Consider the following 23,077-nt stretch of genomic DNA (forward strand, 5'->3'; position numbering starts at 1 on the left):
GCGTCCGGTCTCCGGCGCCCTTGTGACGCACCCGAAGCGGACGGGCAACCTTGACTCTCGAGGCCATGGAGGGTCATGCCGGTGACGCTTGAAATGCGTTCTGGGAGCCCCCTCCATGTCGACCCGTCGCCCTTACCTCGCCCTAGCCGCCATTCTGGCCGGCGCCCTCGCGCTCGGCGCCTGCGCCACCATGCCCATGAGCGGCGGCGCGCCCGTCAACTCGGCTGAATTCAGCGCCGACGCCTTCGCCTGGTCGACTCGCGCGGGCCAAGCCTCGATCGAAGGCCGCGTCGTCTTCGCTCAGGACGGCAAGAGCTTCCATTGCGTCGGCAATGTCGGCCTGATCCCCGACACCGGCTACACCCGCGCCCGGATGCAGCGCCTCTATGGTTCGACCGAACGCGCCGCCGTGCCCGCCGCCGTGGTGCGCGCCCGCTCGGCCGGCGAGCAGGGCGCCGACTACCGCTCGTTCGAGCGCGCCCAAGCCTGCGCCAACGACGCCTTCCGCTTCAACGGCCTGCCCGACGGCAGTTGGTTCCTGATCTCGCCGGTCAAGGCGGGCGACGACATCGTGGTGCTGATGAAGCGCGTCCAGACGCGCGGCGGGCGTATGATCAACGTCACGCTCGGAAGCTGAACGACGCCAGGGATCAGCGTTCGCCATCCTTTGGCCTTACAGGACCGCTCTGTGAACTGATCCATTCCTGGACAGTCGGGGAGCGCGTTCTTGTCCCAGCATAACATCATGGGTTCCGAGGCCTTCAACAAGGGCCCCTTCGTCATCATCCGCGCCGTGAAATCCGGCGGTTTCCGTCGTCGCCGTTCGCGTTCTATCGCGGCCTATGTGGTGGTGGCGGTCCTGGCCCTGTCGGCCGGCGCGGCGGTCGCCGCCTTCGCTCTGGGCCCCCTGCTGGTCCAGGCCGACGCCGCCAGCGCCGCCACGCCAACGCCCCTCGCGTCTGGGTCTGTCGCGCCTGGATCGGTCACGCCGACACCCGCCGTGGTCGGCGTTCCCTCCCCGGCCGCCTAAGGTCTGCGGCCGATCAGGGGCCGACGAAACTCAACGCCTCGGCGAACAACTCGCCGCGGCTGCGCACGCCCAGCTTCTGATAGGCGTGCTTCAGGTGGGTGCGCAGGGTCTCGATCGAAATATCCAGCGCCTGGGCGACCCGTCCCGTCTCGGCGCCGGCCAGCAGCATTTCGATGATCCGGCCTTCCGACGGCGTCAGCAGGTGGTTCTCGATCAGGGCCTGAAAGCGGATCTCGCTTCGCGCCCGCTGCAAGGTCAGACCGATCAGGGCGTCGGGCGCGGCGCAGACCTCGCGCGCCCAGGCCACCCAATGGCGCCCGCCCTCGCCCGGCACCACGGCGCAGCCCGCCTCCTCGGACCGCGCCGCCGCGACCAGGCCGGCGATGATGGCGGACCGCGGCGTCAGGCGCCCGTCGCACATCTCGAACGCCTCGCCCTCATCGCGCAGTCGCCGCGCCGCCTCGTTCATCCACATCACGTCAAGATCGCGCGTCACAATCAGCCGGGCTCGCCGCTCGCTGTCGATCCAGTTGGCCAAAGCCCGGCCGCAGACGGCGTCTGGCCCGCCCTCGTCCGACGTGGAAGGACGTCGCCGGTCACGCGACACGCGCCGATCAGTCGAAAACCAGAACGGTTCTCCCGGCACGCTGGTCGCCAGATCAATCTCAACAGAACTCTGCGCCACCCTGACACTCCAAGCTCTGGCCGCCCCCGTCCGACCTGTTGTTTCACCACCACGTCACAACGCCACAATGTCGACGGAATTGACCATACCCCAAAATATTCCCGCAAACACCCCACAGATTGGTGATATTCAAAACTGAAATTCGATGCAAAATTCAGATCGAAGATCAGTAATAGTCTACATTTTACATAATTAGTTTGATCAAATACTTTGATTTCTACCAATTAATCTATCAACAAAGTGAAATGGAGATTACTAACAAGTTGTTAACGTCGCAAATTGATGAACTGACACGTTTTTCCTGGGCAAGACGCCGCCGACAGCCCTGAGCCCCTCGGTGATTTTACAATCAGAGACGCCGGAAAGACTTCGGACGGGTCCAAGACCGCACCAACCGCCGCGAAATGACATCGCGCGCGAGGCCGCGTCGCGAGCCTGTCCCGCCGGACCCCAGGCGCGCCGATCGCCACCACCGCGTTTGCGGGGTCGACGCGTCAAAGGGCGGGCCGGGCGTGGGCGCTCCGCCTCCGCTCAAACATGGGCGCTTCGGCGCGACGACCTCACGCGGAACTGCACGCCCCCCAGCGTTCCGCACGACCGGAGTCGCCGCCGAAGCGTCAGGCCTGCCGCCTCGAGCGAGACCTGTCCGTATAATCGCGAGAGGGAATGGAGCGGCCGGCGGGAATCGAACCCGCGACATTCAGCTTGGGAAGCTGACGTTCTACCTCTGAACTACGGCCGCGCTGGGGGCGGACCATAGAGGGCGGGGCCGAAAAGGAAAGGCCCGGCGCGGGGCCGGGCCTATGGAAAATCGGCTGGACCCTGCGGCTCAGTCGCGGATGCGTTCGATCGAGACGCCGCGCCGTTCCAACTGCGCCTGAAGACTGTCAGAGCCCGCCAAATGGCCCGCGCCGACCGAGACGAAGGCCGTGCCCGAACCGGCCAGCAGGGTCTGGATCTGATCGGCCCACTTCGTGTTCCGCTGTGTCAGCATGACGGCGTACAGCTCGGGTGATTCCACCTTCATCTCCTGACCGATCAGGGCGTCCAGTCCTTCGACATCCCCGGTGGACCAGGCGGTGACCATCTGGCCCAGGACAGCTTCGGCGGTGTCGAACTCCTTGAGGCCCGAGCGCAGCATGGCCAGTTGAGCGTCTTCCGACATGTCGGCGATGAAGCCGATCTGCTGGGGCGCGGTCTCGAAGCCCTTGATCGGCTTGCCGGTGGCGGCTGCGCGGGCGTGCAGGATCTGGTCCCCGCCATTGGCCGCGACATAGCCGGCCTTCTGGATCGAGGCGAGCGCCAGCTGGAGGCTGGCCAGCCAGGGGCGCAGCGGGTCCAGTTGCGCCGCGGTCGCCCCAACCGTGCGAGCGGCGGCGTCGAGGTCAGCCATCTCCTCGACGGTCAGCAGGCTGGACAAAGGACGGTCGGGCGACACGCCCTTGGCCTGAATCACAGGCATGACGCCGGTCTGATCGGCCAGGTCCGCGATCTCGAACCAGTATTCGTCAGCGCTGGCGAAGGCCTGATCGACGCGGGCCGTACCCCAGGGGGTTTCGGGCTTCAGCACATGGACCGTGCCGAACAGATAGACGGTCGAATCCGCGTCGCGCACCACCCACAGACCCGGTCCCGATCCCACGGGCGCCGCAGCGACGGCCACCGGCCCCGACACCGCCGGCTGCTGAGCCATGACCGAGGGTGCCAGCAGCAGGGCCGACAGGGCGGCGCCGACGGCCAAGGTCGATCGAACGCAGGCGGTCAGTCGGGCGATAGGCATCAGAGGCGTCCTTTCATGTGACTGAGGGTCAATCGGTCCGGCGCGCGCCGGACCTATTCCTCGTCCGAGAAGATGGATTCGATCGGCAGTTGGAACAGACGCGCGATCTTGAAGGCCAGCGGCAGGGAGGGGTCGTAGCGACCGGTCTCCAGCGCATTGACGGTCTGGCGTGAGACGCCGAGCTCGGTCGCCAGGTGCGCCTGGCTCCAGTCGCGCTCGGCGCGCAGGACCTTGAGACGGTTGTTCATGCTGTCGCCCTCATCGCTGACCCAGCCACCACCAGGCCCAAGCGATCAGATAACCGACGATCTGGAAGGCCAGGATCGCCATCATGCCCGACACCAGCAGGTCCTGCGGCGCAGTCCCGAGCCAGGTCGGCAAGGGCAGTTCCGCACCGCGCATCGACACGGTCAACAGGCAGACGAAACCGACAGCCATGCCGCACGTCCCACCCCAGAACCAGGCCCACTTGTGCGCCTCACGCGCGGCTTCATCGACGCGGCGCCACCAGCCGACGCTGAGCCAGACAGCCCCGCCCATGCCTACGGCCAGCAAGATCGCCGTCAGCAGCACGCCGACCTGACCGGGCAGTTCGGACAAGAAGCCGGCGCCCAGCCCCACCACCACCCCCAGAACCAGGGTGCCGACAGCCATGCCGACCAGGGCGGACGCGCCATAGGGCTTTGCGGGCTTTGAAGACATGGACGCTCTCCCCGAAAAACAGACAAGCTTGTTTTACAGGCGCGCCGGTCGGCGTCAAGGAAGGTTGTCAGAGCCGCCTACTCTGCCGGGGCGTTCAGCAGTTCCGGGCGGCTAAGGGTGCGCGGCGACTGCTCGACGGGCGGCAGTTCGGGCAGGTCCTTGCCTTCGTGATCGACCTTGAGGTCCTCGAAGCGACGCGCCGAAACCATGACCTGGCTCTCCAGCGAACCGACAAACTGGTTGTAGCGCCCGACCGCCGCGTCCAGCGCCTTGCCGACCGAAGCGGCGTGGCCGCCCATGACCGACAGGCGCTTGTAGAGCTCCTTACCCAGCTTGGCGACGTCCTCGGCGTTCTTGGCCTGCTCCTCGGCGCGCCAACCATAGGCGACCGCCTTGCACAGGGCGAACAAGGTGGTCGGGGTGACGATGACGACGCGCGAGGCCATGGCGTCGGTCATCAGGTTGGGCTCGTGATCCAGGGCAGCGGCCAGGAAGGCGTCGCCCGGCACGAACATGGCGACGAAGTCGGGGCTGGGCTTGAACTGGTCCTGATAGGCCTTGGACGACAGCTGGCGCACGTGGGTCTTCATGCTGGCGGCGGTGCGCAGCGACATGGCCTGGGCCTGGGCGTCGTCGTCGCCGTCGGCCTCGTCGGCGAAGGCCAGCGACACCTTGGCGTCGATGACAAACATGCCGCCGCCGGGCAGTTTGACGATGAAGTCGGGGCGCTGCTGGCGCCCCTCGTCATTGGCCGAGGAGTTCTGCTCCTCGAAGTCGAAGCGGCCCGCCATGCCGGCGGCCTCCAGCACGTTACGGCAGGTCTGCTCGCCCCAACGGCCGCGACGGCCGGTATTGCCCTTCAGGGCTTCGGTCAGGCGGCGGGCCTCGTCGCGAGTGGCGGTCGAGGCGGTCATCAGGGCGGCCAGTTGCTCCTTCAGCCCGCCGGTGTCCTCGGCGCGGGTCTTCTCCAGCGCGGCCACGTGCTCCTGGAACTTGGCGAGGGTTTCAGAAACCGGCTTGAGCTGGGCCTCCATCCGCTCGCGGGCGACGCGGTCCTGGGCCTGGAAGGTCTCGGTGGCGCGGGCCACCAGCTTGGTCGCCACGGCCTCGGCCGACTGCGAGGCCTGGGCCTTGAGGAACTCGGCCATGGAATCGCGGCTCTCCTCCATCAGATCCAGCCGGGCGTCGGCGGCGTCGAGCGCCCCCTTGGCCTTCTGCCAGCCCATGAAGGCCCAGAAGAAACCGGCGACGGCGGCCACGGCGGCGACCAGAAGGATGAGTTCGAGCGTGTTCATGCTCCGTTCCTAGCCGGAGTCGGGGGCCGTTGAAAGCTCATGCGAAGCCCTCCCCTTCGAGGGGGGAGGGTTGGATGGGGGTGAAGGCAGCCGGTTTCCGTGGGCTCGCAAGAGACTGGGCCAAGTTCCTATTGTGTGGGGCGGACCTGACAACAGGAGCGCGTTGCCGATTTCAGACCGGCCTGAGCATCCATTCTTTCTTTTGGATGGAGACAGCGGTGGGCCTAATCGACAACCTGAACGCCCTATTCGAGCTGGTAGGCAACCTAGCCCGTTTCGCAGGAATATGGCGATGCCTGATACCTGGAAATCAGCGGCGCCACGCCGTCGTCGTCAGAGCCTCATTTGCCCTTAACATTAAGGTTGTGGCCACACCCCCATCCCCAACCCTTCCCCCCTCGAGGGGGAAGGGAGCTAAGCGGGGCGTCGCGCCCGCAACGCCTGAACGATGGTGCCGTCGTCCAGCCAGTCCAGTTCGCCGCCGACAGGGACGCCGCGCGCCAGCGAGGTGACCTCGACCCCCGCCGCCGACAGGCGCTCGGCCAGGTAATGGGCCGTGGTCTGGCCGTCGACGGTGGCGGGCAGGGCCAGGACGACCTCCCGAGCCTCGCCGCCTTTCGCGCGGCCAATCAGTTCAGCGATGCGCAGCTGTTCAGGCCCGACGCCGTCCAGCGCGGACAGCAGTCCGCCCAGGACGTGATACTTGCCGCGAAAGGCGCCGGACCGCTCCATGGCCCACAGGGCGCCGGCCTCCTCGACCACGCAGATCAGGGCGTTGTCGCGGCTCTGGTCCGAGCAGATGGAGCAGGGATTACGCGTGTCGGGCGCGGCGCAGACCGAGCAGTTGACGACCTTGGCCGCCGTCTCGGCCAGCGACGCCGCCAGCGGAACCAGCAACTGCTCGCGCCGCTTCAGCAGGGCGAGCGCCGCGCGCCGGGCCGAGCGCGGCCCCATGCCCGGCAGCTTGGCCAGCAGGCTGATGAGCCGTTCGATTTCCGGCCCGGCGGAGGCGGCCATCAGAAGAGTTTCGGCATTCCCGGGATGTTCATCCCGGCCATGGGGCCGGCGGCCTCGCGCATCAGGGCGTTGTTGACCTCGTCCAGCTTGCGCTTGGCGTCGGCGTGGGCGGCGACGATCAGATCGGCCAGGATTTCACCCTCGCCAGGCGCCATCAGGCTGTCGTCGATCTTGACCGCAGTGATCTCTCCGGGGCCTTTCAGGGCGATAGAGACAAGGCCGCCGCCCGAGGTGCCCTCGGCGGTGGTTTCGGCCATTTTCGCCTGGGCGTCCTGCAGCTTTTGCTGCATGGCCTGGGCCTGTTGCATCAGGGCGTTGAGGTCTTTCATTCCCCCTAGATAGGGTGATCCGCATCGCGGCTCCAGACCCTCTTGCAGAACAGCGATTCACATCAGCAACAGATTTTGTAGCAATCCCCTTGACGGCGCCCCGGCGCAGGCCATATTAGCCACAACTGAAGTTACTAATCCTGTTCAGGAGCTTTTCCCATGGCCTTCGACGCCCTTTCCGCCCGCGACGTTCCGGTTTCCGATTCGGTCCTGGCCCAGTTGTTCACCGAGGCGCGCACGCGCAACGGCTGGAGCGACCGGCCCGTGTCCGAAGACATCATCCGCCAGCTCTACGACCTGACCAAGTTCGGCCCGACGGCGGTCAACATGACCCCCGCCCGCTTCGTCTTCGTCACCTCGCCGGAGGCCAAGGCCCGCCTGTCGACGCACATGGCCGAGGGCAACCGCGCCAAGACCCTGGCCGCGCCGGTCAACCTGATCATCGCCCAGGACATCGATTTCCACGACACCCTGCCGCGTCTCTTCCCGCACGCGCCGGGCGCTCGCGACTGGTTCCTGGACGAGACCGGTCGTCGCGAAGCCGCCTTCCGCAACGCCTCGCTGCAGGGCGGCTACCTGACCATCGCCGCGCGCGCCCTGGGTCTGGACGTGGGTCCGATGTCGGGCTTTGACGCCGCTGGCGTGAAGGCCGAGTTCTTCCCCGACAGCAATGTCGAGCCGAACTTCATCATGAACCTCGGCTACGGCACGGACGAGAACCTGTTCCCGCGCTCGCCCCGCCTCGACTTCGAGGAGGCCGCGCAGATTCTGTAAGCGCGAAAGCGGCGAGGACGATCAGTCGTACTCGCCCACCTCGTCATCCTCAGGGATGGCGGGCATTTCGACCGCCGGGGCCAGGGTCTTGATCTCCTTGATCTCGGCGCCGGGGAAGGCCTGCATGATGGACACGACAAAGGGGTCCGCCTCGACCGCCGCACGGCGGGCGGAGCGGGCCTTTTTCTCGATCTCGATCAGGGTCTCGCCGCCGCCCTGGCCGTTGGCGGCGATCAGCCAGGTGCGGCCGGTCCATTCCTTGAGCCGCGAGGCCAGGCGCCGCGCCAGATCGACGGGCGAGCCCGCCGCCGGCTCATAGACGATGGCGCCCGGCTTGAACGACACCGGCTTCACATAGCGCTCGACGTCCATCTGCAGCGTGATTTCACGCTTGTCGCCGATCAGGGCGACGACGGCCTCGAAGGTTTGGGGGTCGGGAAAGGCGGGTTGAGCCACAGGACGCGCCGCCAGCATGGCCGAGGCGCCGCCGCCTCCGCCACCGCCGCGCGGACCCCCCGCGCCGCCACCGCCCGGCAGGGTCCCGCCGGACTGGATGGCCTTCAGCGCCTCTTCCGGTCCCGGCAGGTCGGCGGCGTAGGCCAGACGGACGATGGCCATTTCCACCGCGTCCGCCGGGTTCGGCGCGCGCCGCACCTCGTCCAGGGCCTTGAGCAGCATCTGCCAGGTGCGTGACAGGGTCCCAGCCGAGATGGCCGCACCCAGGGCCGTCAGCTTCTGCGCCTGATCATTGGGCAGGCGGGTGGCGTTGGGGCCCAGCATCTTGGCGACCGAGGCCGCGTGGCAATGTTCCAGCAGGTCGTTGGTCACCTGCACCGGATCGGCGCCGAAGCCGTAGAGGGTGCGGAAGTTTTCCAGCGCCTCGGCGGTGCGGCCGGCCATAATGGATTCGAACAGGGCGATGGTCTGGGTGCGGTCGGCCAGACCCAGCATGTCGCGCACGGTCGCGGTCTGCACCGTCGCGCCGCTCTCGGCCTGAACCAGGGCCTGATCCAGCAAGCTAAGGCCGTCGCGGACCGAGCCCTCGGCCGCGCGCGAGATCAGCGCCAGAGCCTCCTGCTCGATCTTCATGCCTTCGCGATCGGCGATACGGCCCAGATGCCCGACCAGGACCTCGGGCTCGACGCGGCGCAGGTCGAAACGCTGGCAGCGCGACAGGATCGTCACCGGGACCTTGCGGATCTCGGTCGTGGCGAAGATGAATTTGGCGTGGGGCGGCGGCTCCTCCAGCGTCTTCAGCAGGGCGTTGAACGCCTGCGTCGACAGCATGTGGACCTCGTCGAGAACATAGACCTTGTAGCGGGCCTCGACCGGGGCGTAGCGGACGCTTTCCAGGATGTCGCGGATGTCGTTGACGCCGGTGTGCGAGGCGGCGTCCATCTCCATGACGTCCATGTGCTGGCCGGCCATGATGGAGGCGTCGTGGCGGCCGTGGGCCGACAAGGCCAGCGACGGCTTGTCGATAACGTCGGTTTCGTTGTTCAGGGCGCGAGCCAAGAGGCGGGCGGTCGTCGTCTTGCCGACGCCCCGCACCCCGGTCAGCATGAAGGCGTGGGCGATGCGGCCGGTGGCGAAGGCGTTGGTCAGGGTCCTGACCATGGCCTCCTGACCGATCAGGTCCTCGAAGGTGCGCGGGCGGTATTTGCGCGCCAGAACCTTGTAGGCGCCGTCGTCAGCGAGCTCATCCGCGAAGGGTTGGGCCTCGGTCGGCGCAGTCGCCGCGGACGCAACGGGCGCCGCTGCAGGCTCGGGCGCAGCGGCGGGCGCGCCGAACATGTCGTCGGTGTTCTCGTCCCGCTCGGGAACGTCCTCCTCCCAGGGAGGGCCATCAAGATCAGGATCGACGTCGCTCATGATCCTGTCTTAGCGCGCGCGAGCCGCCAGCGCATCCTCCGCTTGGCCGATATGCACCGTCATTCTCGGGGCCGACGCAAGGCGGCGGAACCCGGGAACCCAGACGGCGGCTCTCAACGGATCATCGCCGCAGAAAACCCCGCCGCCTGGGTCCCCGGGTCGCCCTGCGGGCGCCCGAGGATGACGGCAAAGGGGAGCCTTAGAGATCGGTGGGCAGACGGCCGCCGTTGTCCTTGATCTTCTGAATCACCTGGGCGTGCAGCCAGATATTCATCGAGGCGCTGTCGGACTTATCGCCGGTGTAGCCCAGTTCGTCGGCCAGTTCCTTGCGCTCGGCCAGCGAGGATTCCAGCCCAACCAGCTTCATCAGGTCGACGATGGAGGTGCGCCAGTTCAGCTTCTGCGCCCGCTGGTCGTTCATGAAGTCGAGGATGCCGGCGACATCGACTTCGGGCGCAGGAGCCGCTGCGGCCGGCGCTGCGGGCGCGGCAGGCGCGACCGGGGCTGCAGTCGGCGCGGGCGCCGCCGGTGCGGCGGGGGCCGCCTCTTCCTTCTTCTTCTTGAAGATGCCGCCGAGGATGGACCCGAGAATGCTCATTCGCCTGCTCCTGAAAGGTGAAGCCCTTTCAGCGAGCCAGAGCGATTCCGGTTCCGTGAAGCTTGCGAGACGCCGGGAGCCCCTGCCAAAAAACAGAGTCCAATTCGTCTAATCTGTCTGAAATCAACCGCTCAAGCCGCAAGCATAGCGCCGAACGGCGCTCAAGCAGCGAGCCATCGCATGGCGAGCGGTAGCGCCACAAAGATGGAAGGTAGAGACCGCGACCCGAAGGTGAATTCGTTGTGGCTGCTGCCTTCCGGCCCTGACCAAGTTGGCGAAGCCTTCGCCCGCGATCTCCGAGGAGGGATATGACGGCTGATGACGCGGGAATCAAGACCCCTCCCCGCGTCGTCTTGTCGGGGGTATGAAGCGCCATGCCCCATACCAACGTCTTCTCCGGCAATCCGCTCGACCGCTCGGGCGACCTTCGCAACGACGCCGCCTGGCTGGGCGAGCAGGAGGCCAACCCCGAGGCCCTGGCCATGGTGCTGTGGGAGGGGCGGCCTCTGGTCGAAGATCATGAGGGCGGCCAGCGTCTGGTCTGGCTGGCGCTGAGCCACGGCCGCGACCTGGTCCCGGACCGCGACATCTTCCTGGGTCTGTGGAAGGGGGCGCCGGTGTTTGCGGTGGAGTTCGAAAGCTCCATCGACCCGACCACCGGCCCCGCCGGGGGCCTGGGCCAGTTCATCGAGATGCGCGCGGCCGCCGCCGCCCTGTCCGAAGCCGACGTCGCCATCGCAGGGACGGCCAAGAGCCTGTTCGACTGGCGCCGGCGTCATGGATTCTGCGCCGCCTGCGGCAAGGCCACGGATCAGGCCTCGGGCGGCTGGCGGCGCATCTGCCCGGCCTGCGGGGTCGAGCATTTCCCGCGCGTCGATCCGGTCGTCATCATGCTGCCGGTCTATAAGGGCGGCCCAGAAAACAAGGATGAACCGCGCTGCCTGCTGGGGCGTCAGGCCGCCTGGCCCGCCGGTCGCATGTCAGCTCTGGCCGGTTTCATGGAGCCCGGCGAATCCATCGAGGAGGCCTGCGCGCGCGAAGTGATGGAGGAGGCGGGGCTGACCGTCTCGGGCGTCGCCTATCACTCCAGCCAGCCCTGGCCCTTCCCGGCCCAGCTGATGATCGGCCTGGTCGCCGAGGTCACGGACGACAACGCCGCGCCGGATCAGACCGAGCTGGAAGCCGTGGCCTGGCTGACGCGCGCCGAGGCGCGGGCGGTGCTGGCGGGCACGCATGGGACCATCCATGCGCCCCCGCCGTTCGCGATTGCGCGGCGACTGCTGGAAAGCTGGGCCTGCTGTTACTAGCCGCCCTGAACCGAGGACCAGGTTCGGGCCGTGCCCGCTTCGGCGACCGGGACGGCGGCCACGGCTTGCGCCGCCGCCGTGCGTTCGGCCAGCCAGCGCAGGTTGGCGTCGGCGGCTTCGGGCGGCAGGTCGCGGCGCAGGATGGCCTCGGCCTCGGCGGTCTTGCCCTGCAGGCCCAGGGACAGGGCCAGGTTCTGGCGCACCTTCAGGCTGGCGCCCGGCTGGGCGGCGGCGCGGCGCAGCAGGATTTCGGCCGAAGGCGCATCGCCTTCACCCATGCGGGCGATGGCGGCGTTGGTCAGGACGTCGGGGTTATCGGGCGACAGGCGCAGGGCCTCGGTCCAGGCCGCCTTGGCGTCGTCGGGGCGGCGCACCTGCTGATAGGCCACGCCGAGCAACGAGAGCGAGCGCCAGTCACGGGGGGCCGCGGCGCGGGCCTGCTCCAGCGCGGCGATGCCGTAGAAGGCCTGACCGCGCGCGATGTGGGCGCGGCCGACCTCCAGCATGGCCTCGACGTTGCCGGGCTGAAGCGTCAGCACGCCCTGGGCCGTCTCCGCCGCCTGATCGAACTGGCCCAGTTCGCGCAGGGCCTGGGCCGTCTTGACGCCGGCGATCGGGTCCATCGGGTTGATCTGCTGTTCCTGCGACCAGAAGACCGAACGGCTGAGGGCGTCGGCGCGGTCATAGCTGGCGCGGGTGGCGGCGTCGGCGGGCTGGCGTGCGGGGGCGGAAGTCGCCGTCGGGGCGGCGGTCTGCGCCTGAACAGCGCCCGTCAGACCCATAAGAGCCAGCGTCATGGTTGCGGCGGCGGCGGCGGTGCGCGACATGGAGAGGGTCCGGACGGTTTCCTGCGGCCCCAGCGTCGCGCCTCCGGGTCAAGGTTTGGTTAATCGGCCTTTAAGGGCCGGAAAGGCTCGCCCCATGTCCGTGGTTCACTCCGACCTGCTGATCGCCGCCGCCGAGACGGCGCGCCCGGTGCGTGTGGTCGCGCAGGGGCAGACCCTGACCGGCAAGGCGGCGGTCTGGGCCGAGGCCAACGGCTTCACCGGCAAGGCGGGCCAACTGCTGATCGTCCCCGGCGACGACGGCGCGGCGTCTGAGGCCCTGTTCGGCGCCGGCGAGACCTTCGAGCCGATGAGCGCGCGGTCGCTGCCGACGCGCCTGCCCGCCGGCGACTGGCGGCTCGATGGCGTTGAGGGCGAGGCGGCTCAACAGGCGGCGCTGGCCTTCGCCCTCGGCGGCTATCTGTTCGACCGCTATAAGGCCCGGCCCGAGCGCGGCCGTGCGCGTCTGGTCGCGCCAGCGGACCTCGACCTCGCCGAGGCCCTGAACATCGCCGGCGCCGCGGCCCTGGCGCGCGAGATGGTGGACACCCCCGCCGCCGACATGGGGCCGCTGCAGATCGAGACCATCGCCCGCGAGATCGCCGAGTCGGCGGGCGCGAGCCTGACCGTCGTCACCGGCGACGCCCTGCTGGAAGAGAATTACCCGGCCGTCCACGCCGTCGGCCGCGCCGCCGCGCCGCACCGCGCCCCGCGCGTGCTGGAGATCGGCTGGAAGCTGGACCAGACCGACCTGCCGCTGGTGGCCTTGGTCGGCAAGGGGGTGGTGTTCGACACCGGCGGTCTGGACCTCAAGCCCGCCGCCGGGATGCGCAATATGAAGAAGGACATGGGCGGTTCGGCCCATGCCCTGGCCCTGGGCCGTTTGATCATGCAGGCCGATCTGCCGGTGCGGCTGGTGGTGCTGGTCGCCGCCGTCGAGAACGCGGTCTCCGCCGACGCCTTCCGTCCTGGCGACATCCTGTCGAGCCGCATGGGCCTGACCATCGAGATCGGCAATACCGACGCCGAGGGCCGCCTGATCCTGGCCGACGTCCTGACGCGGGCAAGCGAGCACAATCCCGACCTGACCCTGGACTTCGCCACCCTGACCGGGGCGGCGCGCATGGCGCTCGGCCCCGAACTGCCGCCGCTCTATACCGACGACGAGGCCCTGGCCGAGGGCCTTCTCAGCGCCGGGCGGGCGGTGGGCGATCCTCTGTGGCGGATGCCGCTTTGGGCCGGCTATCGCGCCTCGCTGGACAGCGAGATCGCCGACGTCAGGAATGATTCCGCCGCCTGGGCCCAGGCCGGTTCGGTGACGGCGGCCCTGTTCCTGCAGAAGTTCGCGCCGACGACGGGGGCATGGGCCCACATGGACATCTTCGCCTGGAACCCGCGCGCTCGTCCGGGTCATCCCGAGGGTGGGGAAGCTCAGGCCCTGCGCGCCTGCTATCGCTATCTGCGCGACCGATTCGTCAAATAGCCAAGGCTGTTAACGCCCGATTTGGCTTCGGCGTTTACAAGCGACGACTTACCCGCGTGAACCGCCGAGTCCTCGTATTGTCCGACGCCCTCGACCTGATCCCGCCCGGCCCGCCTCTGATCCTTAGGGACGGAGATCGGATCGTGCTGGCCGAACAGGCGCTGGAAGGTCTGATGCGGGCCGAGGCCTATGGGCGGCTTGAACCCATGCATTGCCGGGTCCCGGTCGCGGACATTGTCTCTGACGCTGGCCAGCGCATCGACCAGTTGCTGCACGGCGAAGCCTTCGACATTCTGCACCGCCAGAGCGACCGAGGCTGGGGCCGCGCGCGCCGCGACGGGATCGTCGGCTGGATCGCGCTGGACGTCCTGTCGCCCGGCGCGCCCCTGGCCAGCCGCCGCGTCTCTTCGATTTCCGCCGCCTTGCCGCTGAACGCCCTGGTGGGCGAGACGGCCGAGGGCGTCAGTGCTGAAGATCTGCAACCCGTCGGCGATTTCGAGCGGGAGCCGGTGACCGTGGCCGAACGCCTGCTGGGCCGTCCCCATGCCCTGGGCGCCCGTTCCTCGTTCGAGACCGACTGTTCGGGTCTGGTGCAGCAGGCCCTGCTGGCCTGCGGTCTGCCCGGTCCGCGTCGTTCTGACGCCCAGGCCGATCTGGGCCGCCCTATCGTCCGAGACGCCGCCCAGCGCGGCGATCTGGTCGTCTGGATGGCCCCGGCGGGCGACGACTGGACCGGCCACTCGGCCATCATGGTCGACGCCGATCAGGTCATCCACTCGACCGGCGCACGCGGCGGCGTGGTCATCGAGCCTCTGGCCGAGGTCGAAGCCCGCCTGACCCGCGAAGGCTTCGCCTCGGCGGTCTTCCGGCGCCTCTGAAAACCCTGTCGTCATCCTGGACAAGGCTCGCTTGCGAGCCGCAGATCCGGGACCCAGGCGGCGGAACTCCCATCAGCAAAAGCCTGTTCGGACGCTGACGTCTGGGCCCCGGATAGCCCTGCGGGCTTCCGGGGTGACGGCATATCAGGCGGCCTGACCCCCAAACGCAGAAAAGGCGACCCGAAGGCCGCCTTTTCCAATCGTTCGACTGTCCGTCGCCCTTAGGCGGCGGGGGCTGCCGCAGGAGCCGCAGCCGGAGCCGCGCCTTCAGCGGCCGGAGCCGCCGCAGCGTCTTCTGCCGGAGCAGCAGCCGCATCAGCCGCCGGAGCCGCAGCGGCGGCGCCCGGTTGACGGGCCGGATCGGGCGCCGGGATGGCGAAGCCGCCGGAGCCGTTCGAACGCAGCCAGGCGATCAGGTTGATGCGGGTCTTCTCGTCGCGGATGCCGGCGAAGGACATCTTGGTGCCGGGGATGTAGCGGCCCGGCGCGGTCAGGAAGTGGTCGATCTCGTCATAGCCCCAGGTCGGCGCCTCGGCCTTGTGCTTGGCCATGGCGTCCGAATAGGCAAAGCCGGCGCGGTGCATGGCGGGACCGCCGATGACGCCGAACAGGTTGGGGCCGATACCGTCCGCGCCGCCGGTGTTGGCGGTATGGCAGGCCTGGCAGCGCGCAAAGGCGGCTTCACCGGCGGCCAGATCGGCGGCTGGAAGGACCGTGCCCCAGTCGATCGGCAGAGGGGCGGCTTCGCCGCCGGCGGATTCTTCCGGCGCGTCCACAAAGTAGCCCATCTTTTCAGGCTGCTTGGTGTGGTAGACCATGCCAGACACCTGCTGGACCACCAGGATGACAAAGGCGGTGCCCAGGCACGCGCCCATAATCTTGTTCCACTTCAGATCGCCGCTCATGCGCGTCGTCGCTTCCCGTCTCTAATGAGCCCCCCAACCGCGAAGCGGCCTCAGGCATATTCTTGCGTCGGCGTCTCTGACACGCTAGCGCGACCTTCGCAACCGGCCCGGCCGCTTCCGGGCGCCTCAGGACGTCGTCAAGTCGATGAATCCGCTGATAATGATACCCGCTCGCATGGCGGCGACCCGTTTGCCTGACAAGCCGCTGGCCGACATCGGCGGCAAGCCGATGATCGTGCGCGCCTGGGAACAGGCGGCCCGGTCCGGTTTCCGCGTCGCCGTGGCGGCGGGCGATCCCGAGATCGTCGAGGCTGTCGAGGCGGCGGGCGGCCTGGCGGTCCTGACCGATCCGGCCCTGCCCAGCGGCTCGGACCGCATCCGCGCGGCGGTCGAGGCCGTCGATCCTGACGCGGCCCACGACATCGTCATCAATATTCAGGGCGACATGCCCTTCGCCTCGCCCGATCTGGCCCGCGCCTGCGCCGACCTGCTGGCCCGCGAATCAGGCTGCGACATCGCCACCCTGGTCGCCGCCGAGGCCGACGTCTCGGACCGCGCCAATCCCGACGTGGTGAAAGCCGTCCTGGCCCTGCCGGAAGGCGAAACCAGCGGCCGCGCCCTCTACTTCACCCGCTCGACGCTTTATGGCGACGGCCCGATCTGGCGCCACGTCGGCATCTACGGCTATCGCCGCGACGCCCTGATGCGCTTCTGCGCCGCCCCGCCGTCGCCGCTGGAGAAGCGCGAAAAGCTGGAGCAGCTGCGCGCCCTGGAGATGGGCCTGCAGATCTGGGCATCGGTCATCGCCGAAGCCCCGCTGTCGGTCGACAACCCGGCCGATCTGGAAGCGGCGCGGGCTCTGGCCTGACGGATATCGAACGCCTATCTTCATCCCATGATCGACGACCTCTACAGCGCGCGCATTCTGTCGCTGGCGGCCAACCTGCCGCACAGCGGGCGGCTGGCAGCGCCCGAGGGGACCGCCGAGCGCGTGGCCAAACTGTGCGGGTCGAAGGCGACGGTGGACGTGGCGCTGGACGATCGGGGCCGCATCAGCGACTTCGCCCAGACGGTGAAGGCCTGCGCCCTGGGTCAGGCGGCGGCGGGCGTGGTGGGCGAAAGCATCCTCGGCGCCACCGCCCAAGAGATCGTCGAGGCGCGCGACGCCATGCTGGCCATGCTGAAATCCGGCGGCGACGGTCCCGAGGGGCGCTTCGAGGGCCTGCGGGTGCTGAAGCAGGTGGCGGACTATCCGGCCCGGCACGCCTCGACCATGGTGGCGCTGGAAGCCACGCTCGACGCCGTGAATCAGGCGCTCGAAAAGCACCACAGCGATACGCGAACTCGCCTCGCCGGCGCGGCCTGAAGGGCGCGTCCGGTTGATCCCCCTGCGATGAAGAGGGATAAGCGGCGCGAACCCGAAACAGAGCCCCCGGCGAAGGGACAGATGTCTCTCTACGAACGCAGCGTCCGCGCGGCCCATCGGGGCTATAAGGTGACGCTGTCCCCCTTCTTCGGCCAATCGTGCCGGTTTCTGCCGACCTGTTCGGACTATGGGCGCGACGCCCTGCTCCAGCACGGTCCGGTCAGGGGGGGATGGCTCACCGTGCGCCGTCTCTGTAAATGCCATCCCTTCGGCGGTTCGGGCTATGATCCCGTGCCGCCCGCCAAGATCGAAAAAGAACGACCGTCATGATCGAACTGAAATTCCCCGACGGCGCCGTGCGTCAGTATCCGGCCGGCTCGACGGGCCGTGATGTTGCCGCCGCCATCTCGCCCTCGCTGGCCAAGAAGGCGGCCCTGGTCGTCTGGAACGGCGAGCAGCGCGACCTGGACCGCGTGATCGACGGCGACGGCGACTTCCGCCTGTTGATGCGCGACGATCCCGAGGCGCTGGAGACCATCCGCCACGACGCCGCCCACGTGCTGGCGCAGGCGGTGCAGGAGCTGTTCCCCGGCACCCAGGTCACCATCGGCCCGGCCATCGAGGACGGCTTCTATTACGACTTCGCGCGCGACGAGCCCTTCTCGACCGACGACTTCGCCAAGATCGAAAAGAAGATGGGCGAGATCATCGACCGGGGCGCCCCGCTGGAGCGTCAGGTCTGGGACCGCGAGACGGCCATCGCCCACTTCGAAAAGATCGGCGAGACCTACAAGGCCGAGCTGATCCGCGACCTGCCGGGCACGGAGACCATCACCGTCTACAAGCAGGGCGAATGGGCCGACCTGTGCCGGGGACCGCACTTCCCCACCACCAAGTTCGTGGGCAAGGCCTTCAAGCTGACCAAGCTGGCCGGCGCCTACTGGCGCGGTGATTCCTCGCGCGCCCAGCTGCAGCGCATCTATGGCACCGCCTGGGCGACCAAGGAGGATCTGGACGCCTATCTGCTGCGCATCGAAGAGGCCGAGAAGCGCGACCACCGCAAGCTGGGCCGCGCCATGGAGCTCTTCCACATGCAGGAAGAGGGCCGCGGCATGGTCTTCTGGCACCCCAAGGGCTGGGTCCTGTGGCGCGTGCTGGAGGCCTATATGCGCCGCCGTCTGGACGCCTCGGGCTATGTCGAGGTCAAGACGCCTCAGGTTCTGGACCGCAAGTTCTGGGAGGCCTCGGGCCACTGGGAGAAGTATCGTCCCAACATGTTCGTCTGCGAGACGGTGGAGGGTGAAACCCTTTCCCTCAAGCCGATGAACTGCCCCGGCCACGTGCAGATCTTCGATCAGGGCCAGCGCTCCTATCGTGAACTGCCGCTGCGCATGGCCGAGTTCGGCGCCTGCCACCGCTATGAGCCGTCGGGTTCGCTGCACGGCCTGATGCGCGTGCGCGGCTTCACCCAGGACGATGCCCACATCTTCTGCCGCGAAGACCAGATCGTCGATGAGACGGCCGAGTTCATCAAGCTGGCCCAGTCGGTCCACGCCGACCTCGGCATGGAGACGGCCTATATCAACCTGGCCACCCGCCCGGACGTCCGCGCCGGGTCGGACGAGTTCTGGGACAAGGCCGAGGCCCAGATGGCCGAAGCCGCCCGTCACGCCGGGGTCGATGTGGTCATCGCCGAGGGCGATGGCGCCTTCTATGCGCCCAAGCTGGACTTCATCGTCAAGGACGCCATCGGCCGCGAATGGACCTGCGGCACGATCCAGCTGGACTATGTCCTGCCGGACCGTCTGGACGCGACCTACATCGCCGAAGACGGCCAGAAGCACCGCCCGGTCATGCTGCACCGCGCGATCCTGGGCTCATTCGAGCGCTTCATCGGCATCATGATCGAGAACTACGCCGGGGCCTTCCCCCTGTGGCTGGCGCCGACCCAGGCCGTGGTGGCCACCATCACCTCGGACGCCGACGGTTATGCCGAGGAAGTCACCGCCAAGTTCCGGGCGGCCGGCCTGCGCGTCGAGACCGATCTGCGCAACGAGAAGATCAACTACAAGATCCGCGAACACTCGGTCGGCAAGGTGCCCGCCATCGCCGTCGTCGGCCGCAAGGAAGCCGAAGAAGGCAAGGTCGCCATCCGCCGCCTGGGCAGCCAGGCCCAGACCATCGTCACCGTCGAGGAGGCCATCGCCATCCTGACGGACGAGGCCTTGGCGCCGGACCTGAAGCGCCTCCGCGACGGCGTGGCCTGAATATGAGAACGCCCCGGTCGAAAGGCCGGGGCGTTGTTCTTAGGGTTCACCGCCCCTTTCCTCCGTCATCCCGGAAGCCCGCAGGGCTATCCGGGACCCAGGCGGCGGCTCCAGACACATCACCGCCTCACGTAACTCCGCCGCCTGGGTCCCGGATCTTCGGCTCACGACGCGAGCCTTCGTCCGGGATGACGGCAAGAGGGGCGTTCACTGCGCCGTCATGCCGCCGTCGATCTTGAACTCCGCCCCCGTCACGAACTTGGACTCGTCCGAGGCCAGATAGAGGACGCAGTAGGCCACGTCGTCGGGCTCGCCGATGCGCTTCAGGGGGATGCCGCGCGCCAGTTTTTCATGGGCGTTGGCTTCGTCGCCGCCGGCCATGGCGATGAAGGGATCAAGAATCGGCGTCTTGATGAAGACCGGGTGGACCGAGTTGGCGCGCACGTTCCAGCCGGCTTTGGCGCACTCCAGCGCCACCGTCTTGGTGTAGAGCCAGACCGCCGCCTTGGTGGCGTTATAGGCGCCCATGCCCGGCGCCGCCGCCAGTCCCGCGATCGACGAGATGTTGACGATGGAGCCCGCGCCGGAGGCCCGCAGATGCGGCAGGGCGTGCTTGCAACCCAGCATGACGGACTCGATATTGACCGCCTGAACCAGCCGCCAGTTCTCCAGCGTGTCCTGCTCGGCCCAGGTCAGCGCGCCGCCGATGCCGGCGTTGTTCACCAGGATGGACAGGCCGCCCATGTCCTCGGCGGCGGCGGCGACCACGCGGACCCAGTCGTCCTCGCGCGTCACGTCGTGCTCATAGGCGAAGGCGGCGCCCGGATGCTCGGCGTTGATGCTGTCGGCCAGAGCCCGCGCCCCGTTCAGGTCGCGGTCGGAAACGGCGACCTTGGCGCCTTCTTTGACCAGCATCCGCGCCATGGCCTGACCCAGACCGCCCGCCGCCCCGGTGATCAGGGCGGCCTTGCCGGCGACGCGGCCCTGACGAGGGGCGGTCATGTGGTCTGACCTTTGACGATTTCGTCGATGAAGCGGGCCATGGCGACATCGCGCTCGGTCACGCCGCCCGCGTCGTGGGTGGTCAGCAACACCTCGACCCGGTTGTAGACGTTGGACCATTCGGGATGGTGGTCGGCCTTGTCGGCCAGCAGGGCCACGCGGGTCATGAAGCCGAAGGCGGCGTTGAAATCGGCGAACTTCAGCGAGCGCGCGATGGCCGGGCGCGGATCGTCGGCGCGGCGCCAGTCGGGCAGGCCCGCCAGAACTTCGGTCACGTCGAGGGCGGCGGTCATGAGCGTCTCCTTGATTTTCTTCAGGCGTATCGCGCGCCCGAGAAGGCGACAAGCCGTGACGCCGCGTCATCGCGTCGATGTCTGCGACGCTTCCCCGGATGACGCCGCCCGCGTGAGGCGTTACACCCCCTGTCATGACCCAGGCCGATCCCTCTTCCCCCTCTGGCAAGACCTCCTCCTTTGGCTTCCGCGACGTGGACGCCAGGGAAAAGGTGCAGATGGTGCGCGGCGTCTTTGACTCCGTTGCGTCCAACTACGACCTGATGAACGACCTGATGAGCGCGGGCGTGCACCGCCTGTGGAAGGACGCCACGGCGGCCAAGCTGAACGCCCGTCCCGGCGAGGTCATCCTCGACATGGCCGGCGGCACCGGCGACATGGCGCGGCGCTATTCCAAGATGGCGCGCGCGGCCCAGCAACGTCGCGGCGGCGAGGACGCCACCGTCATCGTCATGGACTACAACGCCGAGATGATCCTGAACGGCGTGGCCAAGGGCGGCGAGCCCGAGATGGCCTGGGGCGTCGGCGACGCCATGAACCTGCCCTTCCCCGACGCCTGCCTTGACGCCTATTCGATCAGCTTCGGCATCCGCAATGTGTCGGACGTGGCGGGCGCGTTGAAAGAGGCGCGGCGCGCGTTGAAGCCGGGCGGGCGCTTCATCTGCCTGGAGTTCTCGCGCCCCACGACCGAGGCCCTGCGCAAGGCCTATGACGCCTGGTCCTTCCACGCCATTCCGCGCATCGGCGGCTGGGTCGCCAAGGATCGCGACAGCTATCAGTATCTGGTGGAAAGCATCCGCCGCTTCCCCGACCAAGCCACTTTCAAGGGCATGATCGAAGACGCCGGGTTCAGCCGCGTCAGCGTCACCAACCTGTCGGGCGGCATCGCCGCCATCCACCACGGGTGGGCGATCTGAGCCGGCTGTCCGTCAAGACCCCGCCTGCCGCGCCGACGCCGGAACCCGTCCGCGACCCGCTGGGCGCGACGCTCCGCCTGATCGGCTGGGGCTGGGTGCTGGCGCGTCACGACGCCCTGATCCCGCGCGAGGTCAATCCGCTGCTGCCCGCCTGGACGCGCCCGTTCGCGCGGCTGGTGCAGATGACGGCCAGCCGCAAGCATCGCGCCGGCCGCCCCGGCCAGCGCGTGGGGCAAGCCTTCGAACACCTCGGCCCCGTGGCCATCAAGCTGGGTCAGGTTCTGGCCACCCGCGCCGACATCTTCGGCATCCAGTTCGCCCAGGATCTGGGGCGGCTGAAAGACAAGCTGCCGCCCTTCCCGCTGGACGAGGCCCGCGCCGAGATCGAACGCTCGCTGGGCCGCCCGGTCGAGAGCCTGTTCCGCGATCTGGGCGCCCCCGTCGCCGCCGCCTCCCTGGCCCAAGCCCATCCCGCTTATCTGGCCGACGGCCGCAAGGTGGCGGTCAAGGTCCTGCGCCCCGGCGTCGAGCGCCGCGTGGCGCGCGGTCTGGATTCCATGCGTCTGGGCGCCAAGCTGGTGCAGAAGTTCGTCGAACCGGCCCGACGGCTGGAGCCGCAGGCCTTTGTCGAGATCATCGCCCGCGCCCTGTCGCTGGAGTTGGACATGAGGCTGGAAGCGGCCGCCGCCTCCGAGCTGGCCGAGGTCATGGCCAAGGACGGCTATATGTCGGCCCCCGCCATCGTCTGGGACGGGGTCGGCAAGCGGGTGCTGACCCTGGAGTGGGCGCCCGGTCTGCCCATGACCGATCCGGCCCTGATGGACCTGCCCGGTCTCGACGCCGACGCCCTGGCCGACAAGGTGGTGCGCGCCTTCCTGATCCAGGCGCTGGACCACGGCGTCTTCCACGCCGACCTGCACGAGGGCAATCTCTTCGCCGACGCCCCGGCGCAGCTGACGGCCATCGATTTCGGCATTGTCGGGCGTCTGGGCCCGGCCGAGCGCCGCTACCTGGCCGAGATCCTCTGGGGCTTCATCAGTCGCGACTATGATCGCATCAGCCGCGTCCATTTCGAGGCCGGCTATGTGCCGCCGCACCACTCGGTCGACACCTTCGCCCAGGCCCTGCGCGCGGTCGGCGAGCCGGTGATCGGCCGTCAGGCCAGCCAGGTGTCGATGGGCCGTCTGCTGGGCCAGCTGTTCGAGATCACCGCCCTGTTCGACATGCATATGCGGCCCGAGCTGGTGCTGCTGCAAAAGACCATGGTCTCGGTCGAGGGGGTGGCGCGTCGCCTCAACCCCGATCACGACCTGTGGGAGGCGGCCAAGCCCGTGGTCGAACGCTGGATCAAGCGCGAGCTGGGTCCGCAGGCGCAGATCAGGGAGACGGTGGAAGAGGCCCTGGCGACGCTGAAGGCTCTGTCGCATCTGGCGCAGAACCCGCCGCAATCTCAGACGTTAGTGATCGAGAAGGCCGGAACCCGGCCCTGGGTGGTCGCCGCCGTCACCGTCGCTGTCTGTGCGTCGGTCGCCGCCTTGGTCCTGACACTCTGGCCGATGATCGTCGCCTGACGTTTCTTCGGAGCCTGCCGCCTATGAAGACCCCGATCCTCGCCGCCGTGCTGGGCGCCAGCCTGCTGGCCCTGCCCGTCGCGGCCCAGACGACGACTACGCCCAGCGGGACCGCCGCCGCCACCCTGCCCAACGCCTTTGGCGAGACCCCTGCAGCGCCTGCTCGACGCCCTGCCCCGCCC

At 68.3% G+C, this 23,077-nt stretch carries 25 protein-coding genes, 1 tRNA gene and 1 other RNA gene; 12 read left to right on the top strand and 15 right to left on the bottom strand.

All coding sequences use genetic code 11. The annotated features are described in order from the left end of the window. Positions 1 to 115: 115 nt before the first annotated feature. Complete coding sequence (locus CQ039_RS11845; RefSeq protein ID WP_105562533.1) at positions 116 to 637, top strand: hypothetical protein; 522 nt, start codon at positions 116 to 118, stop codon at positions 635 to 637. Positions 638 to 727: 90 nt separating this feature from the next. Then, complete coding sequence (locus CQ039_RS11850; RefSeq protein WP_199183637.1) at positions 728 to 1,030, top strand: hypothetical protein; 303 nt, start codon at positions 728 to 730, stop codon at positions 1,028 to 1,030. Between the two features lie 13 nt (positions 1,031 to 1,043). Here the strand turns inward: CQ039_RS11850 and CQ039_RS11855 are convergent, their stop codons facing one another. The 8 genes from CQ039_RS11855 to CQ039_RS11890 all read right to left on the bottom strand — a co-directional run bounded on the left by CQ039_RS11855 (position 1,044) and on the right by CQ039_RS11890 (position 6,838). Continuing rightward, on the bottom strand, positions 1,044 to 1,715 hold the full coding sequence (locus CQ039_RS11855) for a helix-turn-helix transcriptional regulator (protein WP_146112093.1): 672 nt from the start codon (positions 1,713 to 1,715) through the stop codon (positions 1,044 to 1,046). Positions 1,716 to 2,382: 667 nt separating this feature from the next. After that, positions 2,383 to 2,457: transfer RNA gene (locus CQ039_RS11860), tRNA-Gly, on the bottom strand. Positions 2,458 to 2,544: 87 nt separating this feature from the next. Then, a complete protein-coding gene (locus tag CQ039_RS11865; protein ID WP_233190146.1) occupies positions 2,545 to 3,495 on the bottom strand; it encodes a TraB/GumN family protein in 951 nt (316 codons plus the stop codon). A gap of 53 nt (positions 3,496 to 3,548) precedes the next feature. Then, positions 3,549 to 3,743 carry a helix-turn-helix transcriptional regulator gene (locus CQ039_RS11870; RefSeq protein WP_105562535.1) on the bottom strand — a complete coding sequence of 65 codons (195 nt, stop codon included), beginning with the start codon at positions 3,741 to 3,743 and terminating at the stop codon, positions 3,549 to 3,551. A gap of 10 nt (positions 3,744 to 3,753) precedes the next feature. Next, positions 3,754 to 4,197 carry a hypothetical protein gene (locus CQ039_RS11875; protein ID WP_199183636.1) on the bottom strand — a complete coding sequence of 148 codons (444 nt, stop codon included), beginning with the start codon at positions 4,195 to 4,197 and terminating at the stop codon, positions 3,754 to 3,756. 77 nt (positions 4,198 to 4,274) lie between these two features. Then, positions 4,275 to 5,492 carry a DNA recombination protein RmuC gene (locus tag CQ039_RS11880; protein ID WP_105562536.1) on the bottom strand — a complete coding sequence of 406 codons (1,218 nt, stop codon included), beginning with the start codon at positions 5,490 to 5,492 and terminating at the stop codon, positions 4,275 to 4,277. A gap of 414 nt (positions 5,493 to 5,906) precedes the next feature. Beyond that, positions 5,907 to 6,509, bottom strand: a complete 603-nt coding sequence (gene recR, locus CQ039_RS11885; RefSeq protein WP_105562537.1) for a recombination mediator RecR — start codon at positions 6,507 to 6,509, stop codon at positions 5,907 to 5,909. Then, positions 6,509 to 6,838, bottom strand: a complete 330-nt coding sequence (locus tag CQ039_RS11890) for a YbaB/EbfC family nucleoid-associated protein (protein ID WP_105562538.1) — start codon at positions 6,836 to 6,838, stop codon at positions 6,509 to 6,511. Before CQ039_RS11890 ends, recR begins: the two co-directional genes overlap by 1 nt. Positions 6,839 to 6,997: 159 nt before the next feature. Between CQ039_RS11890 and CQ039_RS11895 the strand changes: the two genes are divergently transcribed. Next, positions 6,998 to 7,612: a malonic semialdehyde reductase gene (locus CQ039_RS11895; RefSeq protein WP_105562539.1), complete on the top strand. Its 615-nt coding sequence runs from the start codon at positions 6,998 to 7,000 to the stop codon at positions 7,610 to 7,612. 21 nt (positions 7,613 to 7,633) lie between these two features. On the opposite strand, the gene CQ039_RS11900 is transcribed toward CQ039_RS11895, so the two are convergent. The 3 genes from CQ039_RS11900 to ffs all read right to left on the bottom strand — a co-directional run bounded on the left by CQ039_RS11900 (position 7,634) and on the right by ffs (position 10,383). Beyond that, positions 7,634 to 9,484 (bottom strand): DNA polymerase III subunit gamma/tau, encoded by a 1,851-nt coding sequence (locus tag CQ039_RS11900; protein ID WP_105562540.1) that lies wholly within the window; start codon positions 9,482 to 9,484, stop codon positions 7,634 to 7,636. Positions 9,485 to 9,683: 199 nt separating this feature from the next. After that, entirely contained in the window at positions 9,684 to 10,082 is a 399-nt protein-coding gene (locus tag CQ039_RS11905; RefSeq protein WP_105562541.1) for a DUF3597 domain-containing protein, read from the bottom strand. A gap of 207 nt (positions 10,083 to 10,289) precedes the next feature. After that, an RNA gene (ffs, locus tag CQ039_RS11910) (signal recognition particle sRNA small type) lies at positions 10,290 to 10,383 on the bottom strand. Positions 10,384 to 10,456: 73 nt separating this feature from the next. On the opposite strand from ffs, the gene nudC reads away from it, so the two are divergent. Further along, positions 10,457 to 11,389 (top strand): NAD(+) diphosphatase, encoded by a 933-nt coding sequence (nudC, locus tag CQ039_RS11915; protein WP_105562542.1) that lies wholly within the window; start codon positions 10,457 to 10,459, stop codon positions 11,387 to 11,389. On the opposite strand, the gene CQ039_RS11920 is transcribed toward nudC, so the two are convergent. Continuing rightward, on the bottom strand, positions 11,386 to 12,216 hold the full coding sequence (locus CQ039_RS11920) for a tetratricopeptide repeat protein (RefSeq protein WP_105562543.1): 831 nt from the start codon (positions 12,214 to 12,216) through the stop codon (positions 11,386 to 11,388). The genes nudC and CQ039_RS11920 overlap by 4 nt on opposite strands. Positions 12,217 to 12,310: 94 nt before the next feature. On the opposite strand from CQ039_RS11920, the gene CQ039_RS11925 reads away from it, so the two are divergent. Then, complete coding sequence (locus tag CQ039_RS11925; RefSeq protein WP_105562544.1) at positions 12,311 to 13,696, top strand: M17 family metallopeptidase; 1,386 nt, start codon at positions 12,311 to 12,313, stop codon at positions 13,694 to 13,696. Between the two features lie 77 nt (positions 13,697 to 13,773). Then, on the top strand, positions 13,774 to 14,574 hold the full coding sequence (locus CQ039_RS11930; protein WP_105562545.1) for a C40 family peptidase: 801 nt from the start codon (positions 13,774 to 13,776) through the stop codon (positions 14,572 to 14,574). A gap of 221 nt (positions 14,575 to 14,795) precedes the next feature. Here CQ039_RS11930 and CQ039_RS11935 read toward each other — a convergent pair whose 3' ends face one another. Continuing rightward, entirely contained in the window at positions 14,796 to 15,479 is a 684-nt protein-coding gene (locus tag CQ039_RS11935) for a cytochrome c family protein (protein ID WP_199183635.1), read from the bottom strand. 145 nt (positions 15,480 to 15,624) lie between these two features. On the opposite strand from CQ039_RS11935, the gene CQ039_RS11940 reads away from it, so the two are divergent. From CQ039_RS11940 to thrS, 4 genes are all read left to right on the top strand, one after another. Further along, positions 15,625 to 16,347 (top strand): 3-deoxy-manno-octulosonate cytidylyltransferase, encoded by a 723-nt coding sequence (locus tag CQ039_RS11940; RefSeq protein ID WP_105562546.1) that lies wholly within the window; start codon positions 15,625 to 15,627, stop codon positions 16,345 to 16,347. Positions 16,348 to 16,374: 27 nt separating this feature from the next. Then, a complete protein-coding gene (locus tag CQ039_RS11945) occupies positions 16,375 to 16,845 on the top strand; it encodes an iron-sulfur cluster assembly scaffold protein (RefSeq protein WP_105562547.1) in 471 nt (156 codons plus the stop codon). Positions 16,846 to 16,926: 81 nt separating this feature from the next. Further along, on the top strand, positions 16,927 to 17,175 hold the full coding sequence (gene yidD, locus CQ039_RS11950; RefSeq protein WP_105562548.1) for a membrane protein insertion efficiency factor YidD: 249 nt from the start codon (positions 16,927 to 16,929) through the stop codon (positions 17,173 to 17,175). Beyond that, complete coding sequence (gene thrS / locus CQ039_RS11955) at positions 17,172 to 19,112, top strand: threonine--tRNA ligase (protein WP_105562549.1); 1,941 nt, start codon at positions 17,172 to 17,174, stop codon at positions 19,110 to 19,112. The genes yidD and thrS overlap by 4 nt, the downstream gene beginning before the upstream one ends. Positions 19,113 to 19,319: 207 nt before the next feature. Here the strand turns inward: thrS and CQ039_RS11960 are convergent, their stop codons facing one another. Next, complete coding sequence (locus tag CQ039_RS11960) at positions 19,320 to 20,114, bottom strand: SDR family oxidoreductase (RefSeq protein WP_105562550.1); 795 nt, start codon at positions 20,112 to 20,114, stop codon at positions 19,320 to 19,322. Beyond that, positions 20,111 to 20,407, bottom strand: a complete 297-nt coding sequence (locus CQ039_RS11965; protein ID WP_105562551.1) for a 4a-hydroxytetrahydrobiopterin dehydratase — start codon at positions 20,405 to 20,407, stop codon at positions 20,111 to 20,113. The genes CQ039_RS11960 and CQ039_RS11965 overlap by 4 nt, the downstream gene beginning before the upstream one ends. Before the next feature lie 134 nt (positions 20,408 to 20,541). Here CQ039_RS11965 and CQ039_RS11970 point away from each other — a divergent pair, with 134 nt between their 5' ends. Beyond that, positions 20,542 to 21,324 (top strand): class I SAM-dependent methyltransferase, encoded by a 783-nt coding sequence (locus CQ039_RS11970; protein WP_105562552.1) that lies wholly within the window; start codon positions 20,542 to 20,544, stop codon positions 21,322 to 21,324. After that, entirely contained in the window at positions 21,312 to 22,895 is a 1,584-nt protein-coding gene (gene ubiB / locus CQ039_RS11975) for a 2-polyprenylphenol 6-hydroxylase (protein WP_105562553.1), read from the top strand. Before CQ039_RS11970 ends, ubiB begins: the two co-directional genes overlap by 13 nt. Positions 22,896 to 23,077: the final 182 nt, after the last annotated feature.

It is taken from the genome of Brevundimonas sp. MYb52 (genome assembly GCF_002979535.1).
Taxonomy (GTDB): Bacteria; Pseudomonadota; Alphaproteobacteria; order Caulobacterales; family Caulobacteraceae; genus Brevundimonas.

What these genes read in the sequence shown, in the direction of transcription:
- CQ039_RS11935 (WP_199183635.1), bottom strand. Translation starts at nt 15,479, where the DNA reads ATGAGCGGCGATCTGAAGTGGAACAAGATTATGGGCGCGTGCCTGGGC.
- CQ039_RS11925 (WP_105562544.1), top strand. Translation starts at nt 12,311, where the DNA reads ATGTCCGTGGTTCACTCCGACCTGCTGATCGCCGCCGCCGAGACGGCG.
- nudC (WP_105562542.1), top strand. Translation starts at nt 10,457, where the DNA reads ATGCCCCATACCAACGTCTTCTCCGGCAATCCGCTCGACCGCTCGGGC.
- CQ039_RS11895 (WP_105562539.1), top strand. Translation starts at nt 6,998, where the DNA reads ATGGCCTTCGACGCCCTTTCCGCCCGCGACGTTCCGGTTTCCGATTCG.
- CQ039_RS11940 (WP_105562546.1), top strand. Translation starts at nt 15,625, where the DNA reads ATGAATCCGCTGATAATGATACCCGCTCGCATGGCGGCGACCCGTTTG.
- CQ039_RS11970 (WP_105562552.1), top strand. Translation starts at nt 20,542, where the DNA reads ATGACCCAGGCCGATCCCTCTTCCCCCTCTGGCAAGACCTCCTCCTTT.
- CQ039_RS11865 (WP_233190146.1), bottom strand. Translation starts at nt 3,495, where the DNA reads ATGCCTATCGCCCGACTGACCGCCTGCGTTCGATCGACCTTGGCCGTC.
- CQ039_RS11890 (WP_105562538.1), bottom strand. Translation starts at nt 6,838, where the DNA reads ATGAAAGACCTCAACGCCCTGATGCAACAGGCCCAGGCCATGCAGCAA.
- CQ039_RS11880 (WP_105562536.1), bottom strand. Translation starts at nt 5,492, where the DNA reads ATGAACACGCTCGAACTCATCCTTCTGGTCGCCGCCGTGGCCGCCGTC.
- CQ039_RS11920 (WP_105562543.1), bottom strand. Translation starts at nt 12,216, where the DNA reads ATGTCGCGCACCGCCGCCGCCGCCGCAACCATGACGCTGGCTCTTATG.
- CQ039_RS11870 (WP_105562535.1), bottom strand. Translation starts at nt 3,743, where the DNA reads ATGAACAACCGTCTCAAGGTCCTGCGCGCCGAGCGCGACTGGAGCCAG.
- CQ039_RS11905 (WP_105562541.1), bottom strand. Translation starts at nt 10,082, where the DNA reads ATGAGCATTCTCGGGTCCATCCTCGGCGGCATCTTCAAGAAGAAGAAG.
- CQ039_RS11960 (WP_105562550.1), bottom strand. Translation starts at nt 20,114, where the DNA reads ATGACCGCCCCTCGTCAGGGCCGCGTCGCCGGCAAGGCCGCCCTGATC.
- recR (WP_105562537.1), bottom strand. Translation starts at nt 6,509, where the DNA reads ATGGCCGCCTCCGCCGGGCCGGAAATCGAACGGCTCATCAGCCTGCTG.
- CQ039_RS11965 (WP_105562551.1), bottom strand. Translation starts at nt 20,407, where the DNA reads ATGACCGCCGCCCTCGACGTGACCGAAGTTCTGGCGGGCCTGCCCGAC.
- CQ039_RS11845 (WP_105562533.1), top strand. Translation starts at nt 116, where the DNA reads ATGTCGACCCGTCGCCCTTACCTCGCCCTAGCCGCCATTCTGGCCGGC.
- yidD (WP_105562548.1), top strand. Translation starts at nt 16,927, where the DNA reads ATGTCTCTCTACGAACGCAGCGTCCGCGCGGCCCATCGGGGCTATAAG.
- CQ039_RS11900 (WP_105562540.1), bottom strand. Translation starts at nt 9,484, where the DNA reads ATGAGCGACGTCGATCCTGATCTTGATGGCCCTCCCTGGGAGGAGGAC.
- thrS (WP_105562549.1), top strand. Translation starts at nt 17,172, where the DNA reads ATGATCGAACTGAAATTCCCCGACGGCGCCGTGCGTCAGTATCCGGCC.
- CQ039_RS11945 (WP_105562547.1), top strand. Translation starts at nt 16,375, where the DNA reads ATGATCGACGACCTCTACAGCGCGCGCATTCTGTCGCTGGCGGCCAAC.
- CQ039_RS11875 (WP_199183636.1), bottom strand. Translation starts at nt 4,197, where the DNA reads ATGTCTTCAAAGCCCGCAAAGCCCTATGGCGCGTCCGCCCTGGTCGGC.